Annotated in this window: 15 protein-coding genes, 1 tRNA gene and 1 pseudogene; 8 read left to right on the forward strand and 9 right to left on the reverse strand. The window is 69.3% G+C overall.

The window, feature by feature from the left end:
• The first annotated feature begins 19 nt into the window (after window positions 1–19).
• Window positions 20–532 (forward strand): MarR family transcriptional regulator, encoded by a 513-nt coding sequence (locus BJZ21_RS17665; protein ID WP_218851541.1) that lies wholly within the window; start codon window positions 20–22, stop codon window positions 530–532.
• Window positions 533–602: 70 nt separating this feature from the next.
• Here the strand turns inward: BJZ21_RS17665 and BJZ21_RS17670 are convergent, their stop codons facing one another.
• Window positions 603–1619, reverse strand: a complete 1017-nt coding sequence (locus tag BJZ21_RS17670) for a LacI family DNA-binding transcriptional regulator (protein ID WP_179664971.1) — start codon at window positions 1617–1619, stop codon at window positions 603–605.
• 147 nt (window positions 1620–1766) lie between these two features.
• On the opposite strand from BJZ21_RS17670, the gene BJZ21_RS17675 reads away from it, so the two are divergent.
• The 5 genes and pseudogenes from BJZ21_RS17675 to BJZ21_RS21535 all read left to right on the forward strand — a co-directional run.
• Entirely contained in the window at window positions 1767–2549 is a 783-nt protein-coding gene (locus tag BJZ21_RS17675) for a nucleoside/nucleotide kinase family protein (protein ID WP_179664972.1), read from the forward strand.
• A gap of 118 nt (window positions 2550–2667) precedes the next feature.
• Complete coding sequence (locus tag BJZ21_RS17680; protein ID WP_218851542.1) at window positions 2668–3633, forward strand: substrate-binding domain-containing protein; 966 nt, start codon at window positions 2668–2670, stop codon at window positions 3631–3633.
• 216 nt (window positions 3634–3849) lie between these two features.
• A complete protein-coding gene (locus tag BJZ21_RS17685; RefSeq protein ID WP_218851543.1) occupies window positions 3850–4764 on the forward strand; it encodes an ABC transporter permease in 915 nt (304 codons plus the stop codon).
• Window positions 4761–5546: an ATP-binding cassette domain-containing protein gene (locus BJZ21_RS17690; RefSeq protein ID WP_179664975.1), complete on the forward strand. Its 786-nt coding sequence runs from the start codon at window positions 4761–4763 to the stop codon at window positions 5544–5546. The genes BJZ21_RS17685 and BJZ21_RS17690 overlap by 4 nt, the downstream gene beginning before the upstream one ends.
• A 122-nt stretch (window positions 5547–5668) precedes the next feature.
• Window positions 5669–5806 (forward strand): annotated as a pseudogene (locus tag BJZ21_RS21535) (CapA family protein); the annotation flags it as partial.
• Between the two features lie 75 nt (window positions 5807–5881).
• Here the strand turns inward: BJZ21_RS21535 and BJZ21_RS17700 are convergent.
• From BJZ21_RS17700 to BJZ21_RS17720, 5 genes are all read right to left on the reverse strand, one after another.
• Window positions 5882–6643, reverse strand: a complete 762-nt coding sequence (locus tag BJZ21_RS17700; RefSeq protein WP_179664977.1) for a 3-oxoacyl-ACP reductase FabG — start codon at window positions 6641–6643, stop codon at window positions 5882–5884.
• 1 nt (window position 6644) lies between these two features.
• Window positions 6645–7709 carry a substrate-binding domain-containing protein gene (locus tag BJZ21_RS17705; RefSeq protein ID WP_179664978.1) on the reverse strand — a complete coding sequence of 355 codons (1065 nt, stop codon included), beginning with the start codon at window positions 7707–7709 and terminating at the stop codon, window positions 6645–6647.
• A complete protein-coding gene (locus BJZ21_RS17710; protein ID WP_179664979.1) occupies window positions 7706–9652 on the reverse strand; it encodes a TRAP transporter large permease in 1947 nt (648 codons plus the stop codon). Before BJZ21_RS17710 ends, BJZ21_RS17705 begins: the two co-directional genes overlap by 4 nt.
• A 1-nt stretch (window position 9653) precedes the next feature.
• Complete coding sequence (locus tag BJZ21_RS17715) at window positions 9654–10694, reverse strand: TRAP transporter substrate-binding protein (RefSeq protein ID WP_179664980.1); 1041 nt, start codon at window positions 10692–10694, stop codon at window positions 9654–9656.
• Between the two features lie 548 nt (window positions 10695–11242).
• A tRNA-Tyr gene (locus BJZ21_RS17720) sits at window positions 11243–11324 on the reverse strand.
• Between the two features lie 130 nt (window positions 11325–11454).
• Between BJZ21_RS17720 and BJZ21_RS17725 the strand changes: the two genes are divergently transcribed.
• Window positions 11455–11946 (forward strand): YajQ family cyclic di-GMP-binding protein, encoded by a 492-nt coding sequence (locus tag BJZ21_RS17725; RefSeq protein WP_179664981.1) that lies wholly within the window; start codon window positions 11455–11457, stop codon window positions 11944–11946.
• A gap of 191 nt (window positions 11947–12137) precedes the next feature.
• A complete protein-coding gene (locus BJZ21_RS17730; protein WP_179664982.1) occupies window positions 12138–12758 on the forward strand; it encodes a hypothetical protein in 621 nt (206 codons plus the stop codon).
• Between the two features lie 136 nt (window positions 12759–12894).
• Here the strand turns inward: BJZ21_RS17730 and BJZ21_RS21215 are convergent, their stop codons facing one another.
• From BJZ21_RS21215 to cysT, 3 genes are read right to left on the reverse strand one after another with little or no spacing between them, the layout of a single operon-like run.
• Window positions 12895–13875 (reverse strand): TOBE-like domain-containing protein, encoded by a 981-nt coding sequence (locus tag BJZ21_RS21215; protein ID WP_179664983.1) that lies wholly within the window; start codon window positions 13873–13875, stop codon window positions 12895–12897.
• On the reverse strand, window positions 13872–14705 hold the full coding sequence (locus BJZ21_RS17740; protein WP_343052202.1) for a sulfate ABC transporter permease: 834 nt from the start codon (window positions 14703–14705) through the stop codon (window positions 13872–13874). Before BJZ21_RS17740 ends, BJZ21_RS21215 begins: the two co-directional genes overlap by 4 nt.
• Window positions 14698–15471, reverse strand: coding sequence for a sulfate ABC transporter permease subunit CysT (gene cysT, locus BJZ21_RS17745; RefSeq protein WP_343052203.1), 774 nt, complete (start codon window positions 15469–15471; stop codon window positions 14698–14700). Before cysT ends, BJZ21_RS17740 begins: the two co-directional genes overlap by 8 nt.
• Between the last annotated feature and the right edge of the window lie 28 nt (window positions 15472–15499).

The raw sequence follows: 15499 nt of genomic DNA on the forward strand, positions 1-15499 counted from the left end.
AGTATGCAATAATTGCACTGTGCCTGACAAAAAGCCGGACACCACCGACGACCTGGTCACCGCCCTGCTCCGCTCATCGCGCGTGCTCGTCGCGGTGGCCGCGCGCTCGCTCGCCGAGGTCGAGGACGTCGTCACCGTGACCCAGTTCCGCACCCTGGTCGTGCTCTCCGGGCGCGGGGGTACGACGCTGCGCGCGCTCGCGGAGAGCCTCGACGTCAATGCCTCCACTGCGCAGCGGATGGTCGAGAGGCTGGTCGCGGGCGGCCTGGTCTCCCGGCGCACGGGCGACACCGACCGTCGCCAGGTCGCGCTCGAGCTCACCGACGAGGGCCGCCAGGTCGTCGAACGGGTCACCGAGCGGCGGCGCAAGGAGATCGCGCGGATCGTACGCCGGATGCCCGCGGAGACGCGGGCCGCGTTCGTGGCCGCGGTGGACGCCTTCGGCGACGCCGCCGAGGAGCCCCGGGTCGGCGCGGTCGAGGAGATCCTGTGGGGCTGGGCTACGGGCTCAGCGACCGCCGGAAATGTCTGACGCCCCGGTCGAGGACCGGGGCGTCAGTGGCAGGTGAGCGTGGCGAACCGAGATCCCCGAGAATCCCCGCTCAGCGGCGCCCGCCACCCGCGGGGCAGCCGCACGACTCCCGGTGGACGAACCGCGCGGGCAGCCGCAACGTCGCCGGCGCCCGGTCGGGCTCCTTGAGTCGCGCCAGGAGCAATCGTGCCGCTTCGGTACCGATCTCCCGGATCGGCTGCGCGACGACGGTCAGCCGGGGGTGGAACAGGTCGGCCCATTCGAAGTCGTCGAAGGCGACCAGCGCGACATCGCCGGGCACGCCGACACCGAGGTCGTGCAGCGCCTGCATGACGCCGATCGTCATCCGGTTGTTGGCGGCGACGATGGCCGTGGGGGGCTCGGGCAGCGCCCACAGCTCGTGGACGGCGGCCCGGGCCCGCTCCTCCTCGCTCGCACCGGAGACCACCAGCTGCGGGTCCTCCACCAGCCCGCCGCGCGCCAGGCCGAGGCGGTAGCCGGCGAGTCGTTCGTCGGTGGTGCTGAGCCCGGTCTGGCCGCCGACCAACGCGATGCGCCGGTGCCCCTGGGCAGCGAGGTGCTCCACGAGCTGGCTCATCGCCTCCCGGTTCTCCACGCCGACCTGGTCGAAGTCCTCGGAGGCGAGGCGGTCGACGAGGACGGTCGGGAGTCGCTGCTCGGCGAGATACCGGAGGGCTCGCCCTTCCGGGTCCCCGGAGGGAGCGAGGACGTAGCCGTCGACCCTGCGCGAGTGCAGCGAGCGGATGACCGCGAGCTCCTCCTCCGGGTCGTCCCTGGTGTCCGCCAGCAGCAACAGGTACCCCGCCGCACGGATCTCCGCCTCGATGACGTGCACGAGGTCGATGAAGTAGGGGTTGGAGATCGCCGACATGGCCAGGCCGATCGTGCGAGTGCTCGCCGTGGCCAGCGAGCGCGCGACCGTGTTCTGGGTGTAGCCGGTCTCCTCGATCGCGCTGAGAACGCGCTGGCGGGCGTCCTCGGACACGTGCCGGGTGCCGTTGAGCACGTGCGAGACCGTGGTCGTGGAGACCCCCGCCCGCGCGGCCACGTCGGCCATGGTCGCCATTCGCTCCCCCTCCGGTCTCGACCCCGCGCACCGGGCCGTCTCTCGGATCATACAGGCAACCGCTTGCCGCAAGCGCTTGCGGCAAGCGGTTGCGGGGGCCTATGGTGATTCACGTTACAGAGATCGAGACGACGAGCGAGGGCCGACGTGAGCTGGGAGCAGACGCTCGATGAGGCCGTGGCGGCAGCCCGGCAGCTCGCGTCGCCGGGAAGCCGGAAGCTGCTCGGCATCGCGGGAGCTCCGGGCGGCGGCAAGTCCACGATCGCCAGGGCGGTGGTGGACCGGCTGGCGCCACTGGCGTGCTACGTGCCGATGGACGGCTTCCACTTGTCGAACGCCGAGCTCGATCGTCTCGGGCGCCGCGACCGGAAGGGCGCCCCGGACACCTTCGACGCAGCCGGGTACGTCGCACTGCTCCGCCGGCTCCGTGCCGGCGGGGCGGACACGGTCTACGCGCCGGCCTACTACCGCGGTCTGGAGGAGGCGATCGCGGCGGCGGTCGCGGTGCCCCCCGACGTGCCGCTCGTGGTGACGGAGGGCAACTACCTCCTGCTCGACGAGGGGGCCTGGGCGGGAGTGCGTCCCCTGCTGGACGCGGTCTGGTACGTCGAGATCGACGAGGCGACGCGCCTCGAGCAGCTGTTGCGCAGGCACATCACTTACGGCAAGACACCGGACCAGGCGCGGGCATGGGTGCACGGCAGCGACCAACGCAACGCCGAGCTGGTCGCCCGCACCCGCCACCGCGCGGATCTGGTGGTTCACGCCGCCCCCGCCCAGCACCCGGGGCGGCCACCAGACGGCGCACAGGGCGCCATGGCGGACGACGGGTCGAGCACGCCGCCTCCAGGCGCACACGACGCACACGACGCACCGACAGCGCCGCCGGCAAACGGCGGCAACCCGAGAAAGGAATTGAGCGGTGACTAGGTTCACGAACAAGGGAGTCAGGACGAGTCGGGCCAAGCGACTGGTAGCGGTCGCCGGCAGTGCGGTCTGCGCACTGGCACTGGCCGGCTGCGGGTCCTCCGGTAGCGACAAGCCGGGAGTGTCCCTGATCCTCAAGACACTGAGCAATCCGTACTTCGTCACGATGAAGAGCGGCGCCGAAGCGGAGGCCAAGAAGGTGGACCTCGACCTCACCGTGGCCGCTGGAAAGACCGACGGCGACACCCAGACCCAGATCAGCGCGATCGACGACGCGATCTCCCGCGGCGACAAGGGCATCCTGATCACCCCCAACGGCGACGCCGTCAACACCGAGCTGAAGAAGGCCCGGGACGCCGGGCTGTTCGTCATCGCCCTCGACACCGTGCCGAACCCGCCCAGCACGGTCGACGTCACATACGCCACCGACAACGAGCAGGCAGGCAAGCTCATCGGCCAGTACGCCGCCGAGAGGCTCGACGGGCAGAAGGCCGTGATCGCCATGCTCGACGACTTCAACGACCAGGTCGTCTCGGTGGACGTCCAGCGTGACCACGGCTTCCTCGAAGGCATGGGCATCGACCCGGGCAGCCCGACCCAGAACGGCAAGGAGCAGAAGACCGGCCACTACACCGGCGGCAAGGGCGGGGACTACCAGGTCGTGTGCCACCAGCCCACCGCCGGATCCATCCCGGGCGGCAAGACCGCGATGGAGAACTGCCTCTCGGCGAACGGCGACATCAACGTCGTGTACACGATCAACGAGCCGGCGGCCGACGGCGCACTGCAGGCTCTCGCCGACGCCGGCAAGCAGGGCGTCATGGTGGTGACCATCGACGGCAGCTGCAAGTACGTCAACAGCCTGGTCAAGGACGGCAAGATCGCCGCGGATGCCGTGCAGTACCCCGGCAAGATGGCCAGCCTCGGCGTGCAGGCCATCGCCAAGCTCGCCAGTGGCGGATCGACACCGTCCCTGCCTGCCGGGCAGGACTTCATCAACACCGGCACCGCGCTGACCACCGCTCAGCCGGTCGACGGCGTCAAGAGCGAGACCCCCGCGACCGCAGCCCAGTCCTGCTGGGGCTGACCCGGCCCAGCGCATGATGCTGCCGGGCCGTCAGCACTCCCGGTGCCGGCGGACCGGCAGCATCGAACCCATACGGAAGACACCCAGGAAGGCGGTCCACCGATGGCCGACGTTTCCACAGCCGAGGAGACCTCGGCTGACCACCTGTTCCCCATCGATGAGACGCCGGCCCGGCGGGTCCACAGCCTGCTTCACCGGTACCCCGCCCTGAGCCCCATGCTGGTGCTCGTCCTGGCGTGCCTGGTGTTCGGGTTCGCCAACAGCCGCTTCATCCAGCCGACGAACCTGTCGATCATCCTGCAGCAGGCGGCGGTCGTCGGCGCCCTGGCGGTCGGGCAGACCCTGATCATCCTCACCGCCGGCATCGACCTCTCGGTGGGGGCGATCATGGTGCTGTCCAGCCTGGTCATGGCCAAGCTCGTCTCGGACGGGGGGCTCCCGGGGATCGTGGCACTGCTGGTCGGGTTCGCCGTCGCCGTCGTCGCCGCGTTGCTGAACGGTCTCCTGGTCACGAAGATCAACCTGCCACCGTTCATCGTCACGCTCGGCACCCTCAGCATCTTCACCGCCGCCACCCTGATCTATGCCCAGGGGATGACGATCTCCCTCACCCCGGGTGGCGTCCTGACCTGGACCGGCAGGGACATCTCCCTGGGGGGCTTCCACCTCACGGTGGGGGTGTTGATGATGCTCGCGCTGTACGCCCTCTCCGCCTACGCCCTGCGCCAGACCGCCTGGGGCAAGCACCTCTACGCCACCGGCGACGACGTGGAAGCGGCACGACTGGCCGGCATCCGCACCAACCGGGTGCTGCTCAGCGCGTACGTCGTCGCAGGAGCCGTGTTCGGGATCGCAGCGTGGATCCTGGTCGGCCGCATCAACGGCGCCGACCCGAACGCCGGCCTCAACGCGAACCTGGAGAGCATCACCGCGGTCGTCATCGGCGGCACCAGCCTCTTCGGCGGCCGCGGCGCCGTCGTCGGCTCCCTGATCGGAGCCCTCATCGTCCAGGTCTTCGACAACGGGCTCGCGCTCGCAGGCATGGACCCGAACTACCAGGTGCTCGCGGTCGGTCTGCTCGTCATCGCCGCGGTGGCCGCCGACCAGTGGATCAGGAGCGTGAAGTCATGACGGAGCCGGTGCTCGAGGCTCGCGGCCTCGTCAAGAAGTTCGGCCACGTCGTCGGCCTCGCAGGCGTCGACCTCGCCCTCCACCCGGGCGAGGTGCTCGCGGTCATCGGCGACAACGGCGCCGGCAAGTCCACGCTGATCAAGTGCCTCTCAGGCGCGATGACGCCGGACGCCGGAGACCTGCTCCTCGAGGGCCGACCGGTGCACTTCCGTAGCACCCAGGAGGCCCGCGACGCGGGCATCGAGACGGTCTACCAGACGTTGGCCGTGGCACCGGCGCTCGACATCGCCAGCAACCTCTTCCTGGCCCGCGAGCCCCGGCGCCCCGGCATCTTGGGGTCGGTCTTCCGCATGCTCGACACCCCGAGGATGAAGCGGGAGGCCAAACAGCACATCGACGACCTGGGCATCAGCACCTTGCAGAACATCAACCAGGCCGTCGAGACGCTCTCCGGCGGCCAGCGGCAGGCGGTCGCGGTCGCCCGTGCGGCCGCCTTCGGCGGACGCGTCGTGATCCTCGACGAGCCCACCGCGGCCCTCGGAGTCCGCGAGTCCGGCCAGGTCCTGCAGCTGGTCCGCGACCTTCGCGAGCGAGGACTCGGCGTGATCCTGATCAGCCACAACATGCCGCACGTGTTCGAGGTGGCGGACCGGATCCACATCCAGAGGCTCGGCCGCGGCGCCGGCGTCATCACACCGCAGTCCCACACCCCCGCCGAGGCGGTGGCGATCATGACGGGGGCCGCCACGCTCGAGGAGTCGCGGCCGACATCCGGCGCGTGAGCCGCCGTCACCGGCCCGGCTGACGCGCTTCCCCACGCACGAGAGGGCCCGGCAGCACGACGCAGCAACGCGGCCGACGGGTTGCGCAATGAAGGAGGCCCCGCACAGTTCACTGTGCGGGGCCTCCAACCTCGGGGCCCTGCGCGCGGGCCCCGCCCGACGTCTGCGTGCTTGCCAACAACCACGTGCTCGACTACGAGGCCGACGGACCACGCGACACCCTTAACGCGCTGGCGTCGGCCAAGGTGGCGGTGGCCTGAGCCGCTCGGCGAGTGCGTTCCGCTCCGCCCCACCCCCCGGCCGACGGTCTCGCCGATCCGCTCGGCAGCTTGCTCTCAGGTGAAGTACTGGCCGCCGTTGATGCTCAGTGTCGTCCCGGTGGTGAAGCCCGCCGAGGGCGATGCAAGCCAGGCCACCGCGGCGGCCACGTCGGCCGGCACCCCGGGCCGCTGCACCGGGATGCCGCTGATCGTGGCGGCCTTGGACTCCGCGGTCGTGAACGTGTCGTGGAACGGCGTGGCCTCGATGAAGCCAGGGGCGACCGCGTTGACGGTAATCCCTTGGGCCGCCAGTTCCTTGGACAGCCCACGCGTGAACCCGAAGATCGCGGACTTCGACGACGCGTAGGCCACCGCCCCGGGATGCCCGCCGTTGAAGCCTGCCAACGAGGCGATGTTGATGATGCGCCCCCAGCCAGTGGTCATGTGCGGCAGGCAGTAATGGGTGACCAGGAAGGTGCTATCGAGGTTGACCGCCATCACCTTGCGCCACAGCGCGGGGTCCATGTCGGCGATCGTCTGTCGCTGCACCAAGCCTCCGGCGTTGTTGACCAGCACGTCGACGCTGCCCATGCCGCGCGCCAGCTCATCGATGGCGCTGCGGATCTCCTCCTCAGAGGTGATGTCCAGTCGGTGAGCGATCAACGCGTGGCCGGACGCCTCCTTGATCTCACGGGCGAAGTCCTCGTCCGGCTCGTGGCTGAGGTAGGTCACGGCCACTTGAGCGCCGGCGCGAGCGAGCTCGAGTGCGATCTCCTTGCCGATTCCCACGCCGCCGCCGGTGATGAGGGCGTTCCTGCCGTCCAGATTAGTGGTCACTTCAGATCTCCTGTTTGGTCGTAGTGGGCAGTTGCCTGTCGCTGGAGGCCCGCACGAGCAGGCGGGTGTCGACCGTGACCGACTCAGGCGGGGGAGGAGGCCCCTGCTCGGCGAGCCGCTGGATGAGTCGTGAAGCACCCAAGCGTCCGATCACCTCCGGTTGCTGGGCGATCACCGACAGCCCAGGTTCCAGGTGGCGGGTCCAGATCAGGTCGTCGTACCCGACCACCATCACCTCACCGGGCACTTGCACGCCCAGGTCCTTCAGCGCTGAGAGCGCACCGATCGCCATGTACTGGTTCATCGCGAAGATCGCTTCGGGCGGGGTGCGTAGAGCCATCAGTGCCCGCGTCTCGTCGTACCCATGGCCTTCACTGGCGCCGCTCTCGCTGGGTAGTCCCACCCGCACGAGCGATTCGTCGAGGTCCAGGCCCGCGGAGAGCAGCCCGGAGCGGAAGCCGTTCATCCGCTCCCTCTCTGACTCACTGACCGCTGGCAACGCCAGTACGGCGATTCGCCGTGCCCCTTGGGCGACCAGGTGGCCGGCCGCGTCGAAGGCACCCTTGAAGTTCCCCGAACGGATCACGTCGCAGCCAGGGGCACCTTGAGCGCCGTGCAGCAGCAGCACCACCGGCTTGCCGGCATCGGTGAACAGCTTCACCGCGTCCAGGCGTTCCCCGGTCGGCACGACCAGGATGCCGTCAACCTGGGAGTCGGCCATCAGCTCCAATGCCTGCTCCTCCAGGCTTGCCTGCAGCTCCGTGTTGGAGAACAGCACCGAGAAGCCGTGCTCGTGCAGGACCTCCGCGGCGGACTTGAACAGGAGCGGCGCGATCGGGCTGAGGATCGTCGGCATCACCACCCCGACGGTCTGAGTTCGATGCGTGCTCAACCCGCGGGCCAGTCGGTTCGGCCGGTATCCGCTGCGGGCGATGGCATCCTGGACCCGGCTGGTGGCTTCCTGACTGACGTAGCGGGTGCCGTTGATGACCGCGGAGACCGTGGCTACTGAAACGCCGGCGTCGGCGGCAACGCTGCGGATCGTGGGGGCCGGCTTCTTGGTCACCCGAGCCCTCGCATGTGGGGCAGCGCCAGTGTCAACTGGGGCACGAACATGATCAGCAACAGCACCGCCGCGATCGCCGCCAGGTACTTCAGGGCCGGCCGGGCCACCTGTTCCATAGGTACCCCCCCGATGGCGCACGCGGTGTAGAGGCCGACCCCCAGCGGCGGCGCGAAGAGTCCCAGCCCCATGGCCAGGATGAGCACGATCCCGAACTGTAGCTCGTTGACGCCGAGCTGCGTCGCGATGGGAAGCAGTAGCGGGCCGAAGATGATCAGCGCGGGCGCGCCTTCGAGCACCGAGCCCATCACGACGAGCATCAGCATGCACAGCAGCAGGAACACCCAGGTGCCTTCGCTGTGGGCCAGTCTGACGAGCGCCTGAGCCATGCTCTGCGGGATCTGCTCGACGGTGAGCACGTAGGTGACTGCCTGGGCGGCGGCCACGATGAAGAGGATCATTCCGGACAGGGAGGCCGATCGGAGCAGGAAGTTCACGGTCGGCCGGGGCCGCATCTCACGAAACAGCAGACCCCCGACCAGCAGCGCGTAGACCACCGCGAAGGCGGCGACCTCGGTGGGAGTGGCGATGCCGCCCAGGATGCCGCCGAAGATGATGACGATCATCACCAATGCGGTGGACGCCCCGCCGAAGAGTCGCAGCAGCTGTTTCCGGCTCGGCCGCGGCCCGTAGACGGCCGCGGCGCTGTCTACCCGCCGAGGCGCGGTGACCACCGCGACGACGACCAGGGCGAGGGCGATAACCGCGGCCGGGACGATTCCGGCGATGAACAAACCGCCGATCGACAGGTTGGCGACGTAGCCGAGGATGATCATGTTGATGCACGGCGGGATGGTCTCCCCCATCACAGCGGAGGCGGCCAGCAGGCCGACGGCGTCCTTGTCGTCCTGGCCGGCCTGACGGATCGCAGGAAGCAGTGTGGTGCCGACCGCCGCGACGTCAGCGTTCTTGGACCCCGAGATGCCGGAGAACAGGGCCATCGCGGCCACCATCACGATGCGCAGACCGCCGCGGCGGTTGCCGACGCCCAGCATCAGCAGGTCGATGAGCCGCCGAGACATGCCGTTGACCTCCATGACCAGCCCGGCCAGCACGAAGAACGGGATGGACAGCAGCACGACGTTGGAGACCCCGGCCTCCATCTGTTGGGCGAACAGCGCGAGAGGCGCACTACCGCCGAACCAGAAGAACAGCAGGGCACCGAAGGCCAGCGCGAAACCGATCGGCACCCCAATGACGAGAGTGACCACGAAGCCGGCGAGAAGCAGGGAGACCGGTGCAGGATGGGCGTTCATGGGAAGCGCCAGAAGGGCCAACCACCAAAGGGCGGCGACCGCGCCCAGCACCGCGGCGGAGCTGACCAGCACCCGCGGGCTGCTACGCAGCAGGGCCGCAAGCGCGAAGGCAGCCATCACCACGGCACTGACCAGCACCGGGTAGAAGTTGATCGACTCAGGCAGGCCGCTTGCGGTGGTCTGCCCCGACACCGTCGAGAGGATCTCGGTGCCTGACCAGCACAGCCCGGCACTGACCAGCACGATGACCCAGGCGATCAAGCCCTCGTTGATCTCGGCGACGCGGCCACGCAGTCGGCTGCGCACCGCACTCACCCCGAGGTGTTCGCCGCGGGCCAGCGCGAGCGCGCCACCCAGGAACCCCACGCAGACCAGCATTGTCGAGCTGATCTCGCCGGCCCAAGCCAGTGGGTGGTTGAAGAAGTAGCGGGAGACCACCGAGACGAAGACCACGACCAGGCTCGCCATCAGCGCCGCGACCGCGGCCGCCGCAACGACCACCTCCAAGCCGGCACTGAAGCGGTCCTTTGGCGGGAGGTCTGCCCCGGCGGCGGCCGCCGCCGGGCCCACCGGCCCGTCTGCGCGGCCGGCGGCCCCCTCCGGAATCACGTGCTGGGTGCGGGCGGCCATGTCACGCCAGCTTTGTGATCGCGTCCAGGACGGGCTGGGCGGACGGATGCTCGCTGACGAACTTCTGCCACAGCGGCTTCACTCGCTGCTGGAAGGCGGACTTGTCAACCGTGGTGACGGTGACGCCCTTGCTCTTGAGCTGGCTCATCGCCTGCTCCTCCGCCGCGACCGCCTGACCTCGCTGGTATTCCGTGGCCTGTCGCGCGGCGTCCATGAATCCTTGGCGGTGCTGCGACGGGATCTTGTTGTACGACGACTGACCGACGACCACGATAAGTGGGTTGAAGATGTGCTCGGTCAGCGCGAGGTGCTTGGCAAGCTCGTCCCACTTGTTCTGCAGGATGGTCGGCGCGTCGTGCCCGAGGCCGTCGATCAGCCCGGTCTGCAGCGACGTGTAGACCTCCGTAGTGGCAAGCGGCGTAGCCACAGCGCCCATCAGGTTGACGGTCTGGATGACCTCGGGGGCCTGCAGGGTGCGAATCTTGAGCTGCTGCAGGTCCGCCGGGCTGGTCACCTGCGGCTTGGTGAGCATGTTGCGGGCGCCGAAGTTGAACGCCCATCCGAGCGTCTTGACGCCAGCCTTGTCCTGCAGCGTGGTCGCCAACGTCGTGCCTGCGCCTGAATCAAGGGCGCTCCCGACCTGGTCCCAGCTGTCGAAGAGGTAACCCATGTCCAGCACGCCGAAGTCCGGCGCGACCTGCGACCAGATCGATGACCCGGAGATCATCATGTCCGCGGCACCCATCCGAAGCTGTTGCACCATCTTGGCCTCGTCGCCGAGCTGACTGTCCGGGAAGTAGTCCACGGTGACGGCGTCGCCGACGTTCTTCTTCAGCGCCTGCTGGAAGCGGCCGAACCACGCGCTGTGCGCGTTGCCCGGCTGGCCGGACATGGACGACGACATCTTGAGTGTGACGCCGCCAGCACCGCTGCTACTCGCTCCGGCGCCGCACGCCGCGAGCAGCGGAGCACCGGCGACGGCAAGCGCAGCACCCGATCCGAACTTGAGGAACGACCTTCGTGACGTTGATCGGTCGACCATCGCGCATCTCCTAGGTTTCATCGAGCCCCTCGAGCGCCGACGCATATGGGCGTCCAACGCACGTAACCGGTTACGCAAATGTGCGGCAAAGACATGGTTTCGCGGCGACGCAAGCTGCTCGATCCAAAGGAACAGGCGGCAGAATACGCCCCACACTACGGCGAGAGGCGGGGGTTGTGAGGTGCGTCATGCTAGCGAACCGGTTACGTAACGACAAGGGGTCATCCCCCGTTTGTCACGAAGCGCGGACGAGCGTTCGCATGCCCCGCAGCGGGGCATCGGGCCGTCCGTGTGCTCCTCGAAGCCGGCTCCAGCCGAGTGCTCCCCTGACGATCTGCGACTCAGGACTGTCAGTCGGCGCCAGCGGTGACGCCACGAGACGCACCCCCGCGAACAGCTCGTCGACTCCTCGGTTGTTCGCGCGAGGCGACGCAATCCGTCGGGGCTCCTACCCCACAGCTCCCCGGCCGGTCGGTCGGACAGGTCCAGACGACGAAGAGGGGCCCCTGACCAGCATCCGCTGGCCAGGAGCCCCTCTTCTCAGTCCGTGGCAGGTGAAGGATTCGAACCTTCGAAGGCAAAGCCGACGGATTTACAGTCCGCTCCCATTGGCCGCTCGGGCAACCTGCCTCGGGTGTCGCGCGGGCTCCCGTTTGGTCCTCCGACGACGAGGCGAAAGAATAGCGCAGCCCCCGCGCGTGGTGAAAACGCCGGGGTCTCTCGAACCGCAGCACCCGCTGACCGCATGTGGAGGAGCACCATGGCCGACTCGTCGTTCGACATCGTGAGCAAGATCGACCGCCAGGAGGTCGACAACGCGCTCGGCCAGACCGCCCGCGAGATCTCCACCCGCTTCGACTTCAAGGGCACCGGCGCCTCGATCGAGTGGGCCGGCGAGCACGCCATCGAGATCGCGGCCTCCGCCGACGACCGAGCCAACGCGGTCCTCGACGTCTTCAAGGGCAAGCTGGTCAAGCGCGACGTGAGCCTGAAGGTCCTCGACGCCTCCGAGCCGCGGCCGTCGGGCCAGCAGAGCAAGATCTCGATCACGCTCAAGGAGGGCATCAGCTCCGAGGACGCCAAGAAGGTCTCGAAGCTGATCCGCGACGAGGGCCCCAAGGGCGTGAAGGCGCAGATCCAGGGCGACGAGCTGCGGGTCTCCTCCAAGAAGCGCGACGACCTGCAGGCCGTCATCGCCCTGGTCAAGGCCCAGGACTACGACTTCGCGGTGCAGTTCACGAACTACCGGTGAGCGAGCGCAGCGAGCGAGATCGGTAGTTCGGGGAGCGCCCGCGTCAACCAGCGCCGACTCGGCGATCGCCGTACGTCCGGCGACGTCCCCCCGCCCCCGTGACCTCCGTCCCTGTCGGCCCGCCACTGCGGCGGCCCAGCGTGGAGGTAGGGCAGCGGTCCCACGTGCGGGCCGACCCGGGGAGCGCGATCATGGCCGTACGACGCAGACTGGCCGCACTGCTGGCTCCGGCGGTGGCCGCCGGACTCATGGCGACGCCGCTCGCCGGCACCGCCCCCGCCGCCGGCGCGGCCGCCGCCGAGCATCCCTCGCGGGCCGTCTTCCACGACGGGCGCGGGGACGTGTGGCGCGAGGACCCCAAGACCGAGACGTCGGTGCGGCTGCACCACTACCCGCGGGCGGACGAGACCCGGGTGGTTCTTCGCCACGGCGCGTCAGCGATCACGGTCCGCGCCCGGTTCGTCGACCTCCAGCCGGTCGGCACCCACAACTTCTGGGTGCACCTGCGCACCCGCGCCTACCAGTGGGACGCGGTCGTCATGTCCACGCCCGGTCACCGCGCCAGCCAGCGCTACTTCCAGGGCGACGACGGCGCCAAGCGGTGCGTCGGATTCACCCGGACCATCAGCTACAGCGACAACTTGGTGACGATGCGCATCCCGAACAGCTGCATCCACGATGCCCGGTGGGTGAAGCTCGGGCTGTTCAACCAGCTCTCCTACGGCAAGAAGGGCCCGACCTACTACGACAACGCGCTGACGCACCAGCAGTGGGGCGGGCGGCCGCCCAAGCTCTACGCACCGTCGGCCTGAGGCCCGGGCCCGGGCGGTCCGGGCCCGCCGTACCGCACCCCCCGGGGCGTCAACCTGCGCCGACTCGGCGTGCTCCCGCGTCAACCTGCGCCGACTCGGCGTGCCCCCGCGTCAACCTGCGCCGACTCGGCGGCGCTCAGCCCGCGACGGACCGCATGGCAGGAACCGTGACCGCACCGGTGGCGGGCGTCAGCCACACCGGCATCCCCTCGACCAGCCCGATGGCCCGCGCGAGGGTGCGGGTCACCACGACCGTGACGACCTCACCGTCGTCGGTGAGCGCGGTCACCCGGACCTCGAAGCCGACCCGCAGCACCCGGCTCACCCGGGCCTCCACGGCTCCGGCGAGGTGCGGCACGGTCGCCAGGTCGATGTCGTGCGGTCGCAGGCTGACGCCGCCCAGCCGGGTCACCTCGCCGAGGAAGCCCATGACGAAGTCGTTGGCCGGCTCGTCGTACAGCTCGTCGGGTGACCCGACCTGCTCGACCCGACCCTCGTTGATCACCACGAGCTCGTCGGCGACCTCGAGGGCCTCCTCCTGGTCGTGGGTGACGAAGACCGTGGTCACCTGCACCTCGTCGTGCAGCCGGCGCAGCCAGTCGCGCAGCTCCTTGCGGACCTTCGCGTCCAGCGCGCCGAACGGCTCGTCGAGCAGCAGCACCGTCGGCTCCACCGCGAGCGCCCGCGCCAGCGCCATGCGCTGTCGCTGACCGCCCGAGAGCTGGGAGGGCAGCCGGTGGGCGAACTGCTGCAGGTGCACCAGCCGCAGCAGCTCGTCGACGCGCTCGGCGATCTCGGTCTTGGGGCGCTTCCTGATCTCCAGGCCGAAGGCGACGTTCCTGGCCACCGACATGTGCTTGAAGACCGCGTAGTGCTGGAAGACGAACCCCACGTTGCGCTTCTGCGGCGCCAGGTGCGTGGCCTCGTTCCCCTCGATGGTGACGGTGCCGCTGTCCGCGGAGTCCAGCCCGGCGATGATCCGCAGCAACGTCGACTTCCCACCACCCGAGGGGCCCAGCAGCGCGGTCAGCTGGCCCGTCGGCAGCGAGACCGACACGTCGTCGAGGGCGACGAAGTCGCCGAACCGCTTGTTGACTCCCTGGATCTCGATGCTCACTTCTTGCCTTCCTTCGGGCGGATCAGGGCGACGACCACGAGGCACAGCACGGCCGCGAGGACGAGCAGGAACGACACGGAGTACGCCGTGTCCTGCTCGAAGCCCTGGTACTTCTGCTGGACGAGGACGGTCGCCACCTGGGTCTCGCCACCGACGTTGCCGGCCACCACCTTGATCGCGCCGAACTCGCCGAGGGCGCGGGCGAGGCTGAGGACCACGCCGTAGACGACCGCCCAGCGGATGCCGGGCAGGGTGATCCGCCAGAAGGTCTGCCAGGCGTTGGCGCCGAGGCTGCGGGCGGCCTGCTCCTGGTCGTCACCGAGCTCCTCGAGCACCGGCACGATCTCGCGGATCACCAGCGGCAGGATCACGAAGCAGGTCGCCATGACCATGCCCGGCCGCGCGAAGACGACCTGCAGGCCGTGGGCCTCGAGCCACGGTCCGAACCAGCCGAACCGGCCGTTGTAGACCAGCACGAGGGCGAGGCCGACCACGACGGGTGAGACCGACAGCGGCAGGTCGATGAGCACCGAGAGCACCCGCCGGCCGACGAACCGCTGCCGGACCAGGAGCAGCGAGATGCCCACCCCGAAGACCGTGTTGATGACGACCGCCGCCACCGCGACCTGCCCGGTGAGCTGCAGCGCGTGGACGACGTCGGGGTCGGCCAGCGCCACCTGGATACCGGTCAGGCCGTTGGCGAACGTGTTCTTCACGAGGTACGCCGTGGGCCAGACCAGCAGCATGAACAGGTAGCCCACGACGACGGCCCGAAGGACCCACTTCACGACCGGCGAGCCGGTGCCGACGGCGGTGCTGGTGCTAGCCACGACGCGCCACCCGCCGCTGCACCAGGTCCAGCACGACGATCGCGAGCAGCGCGATCACCAGCATGATGGTGGCCACGGCCGCGGCCGCCGCCAGGTTGCCGCCCTCGAGGAACGAGAACAGCCGCACCGAGACGACCTCGGTCCGGCCGGGCAGGTTGCCGCTGATGAGCAGCAGCGAGCCGTACTCGCTGATCCCCCGGGCGAACGACAGCGCCGCGCCGGCGAAGATCGCCGGCACCAGCGCCGGGAGGATCACCCGCCGGAAGGTCGCGATCCGGCCGGCCCCCAGGGAGGCGGCCGCGTCCTCGGCGTCGGTGTCGAGCTCCTCGAGCACCGGCTGGACCGTGCGCACGACGAACGGCAGGGTCACGAAGCCCATCGCCAGCAGCACTGACCAGCGGGTGTTGTTGACCGAGACCCCGATCGGGCTGTCGGTGCCGTAGACGGAGAGCAGCACGAGCCCGACGACGATGGTGGGCATCGCGAACGGGATGTCGATCAACAGGTCCAGCAGGCCCATCCCCCGGAACCGGTCGCGGACCAGCATCCAGGCGATCGCCGTGCCCATCACCATGTTGAGCGCGGTGACGGCGAGCGCCGACAGCACGGTCAGCTGCAGCGCCGAGCGGGTCTGGTCGCTGGTGAGAACGTGCTCGAAGGTCGACCAGCCGCCACCGGCGGCCTTGACGACGATCGCGGAGAGCGGGATCAGGACCAGCAGGCTGAACCAGACCATAGCCACGCCGAGCCCGAGGCCCGACGTCACGGACAGGGAGGAAGCGGAGCGGGCCGAG

The sequence above is a fragment of the Nocardioides panaciterrulae genome (genome assembly GCF_013409645.1).
Taxonomy (GTDB): domain Bacteria; phylum Actinomycetota; class Actinomycetes; order Propionibacteriales; family Nocardioidaceae; genus Nocardioides; species Nocardioides panaciterrulae.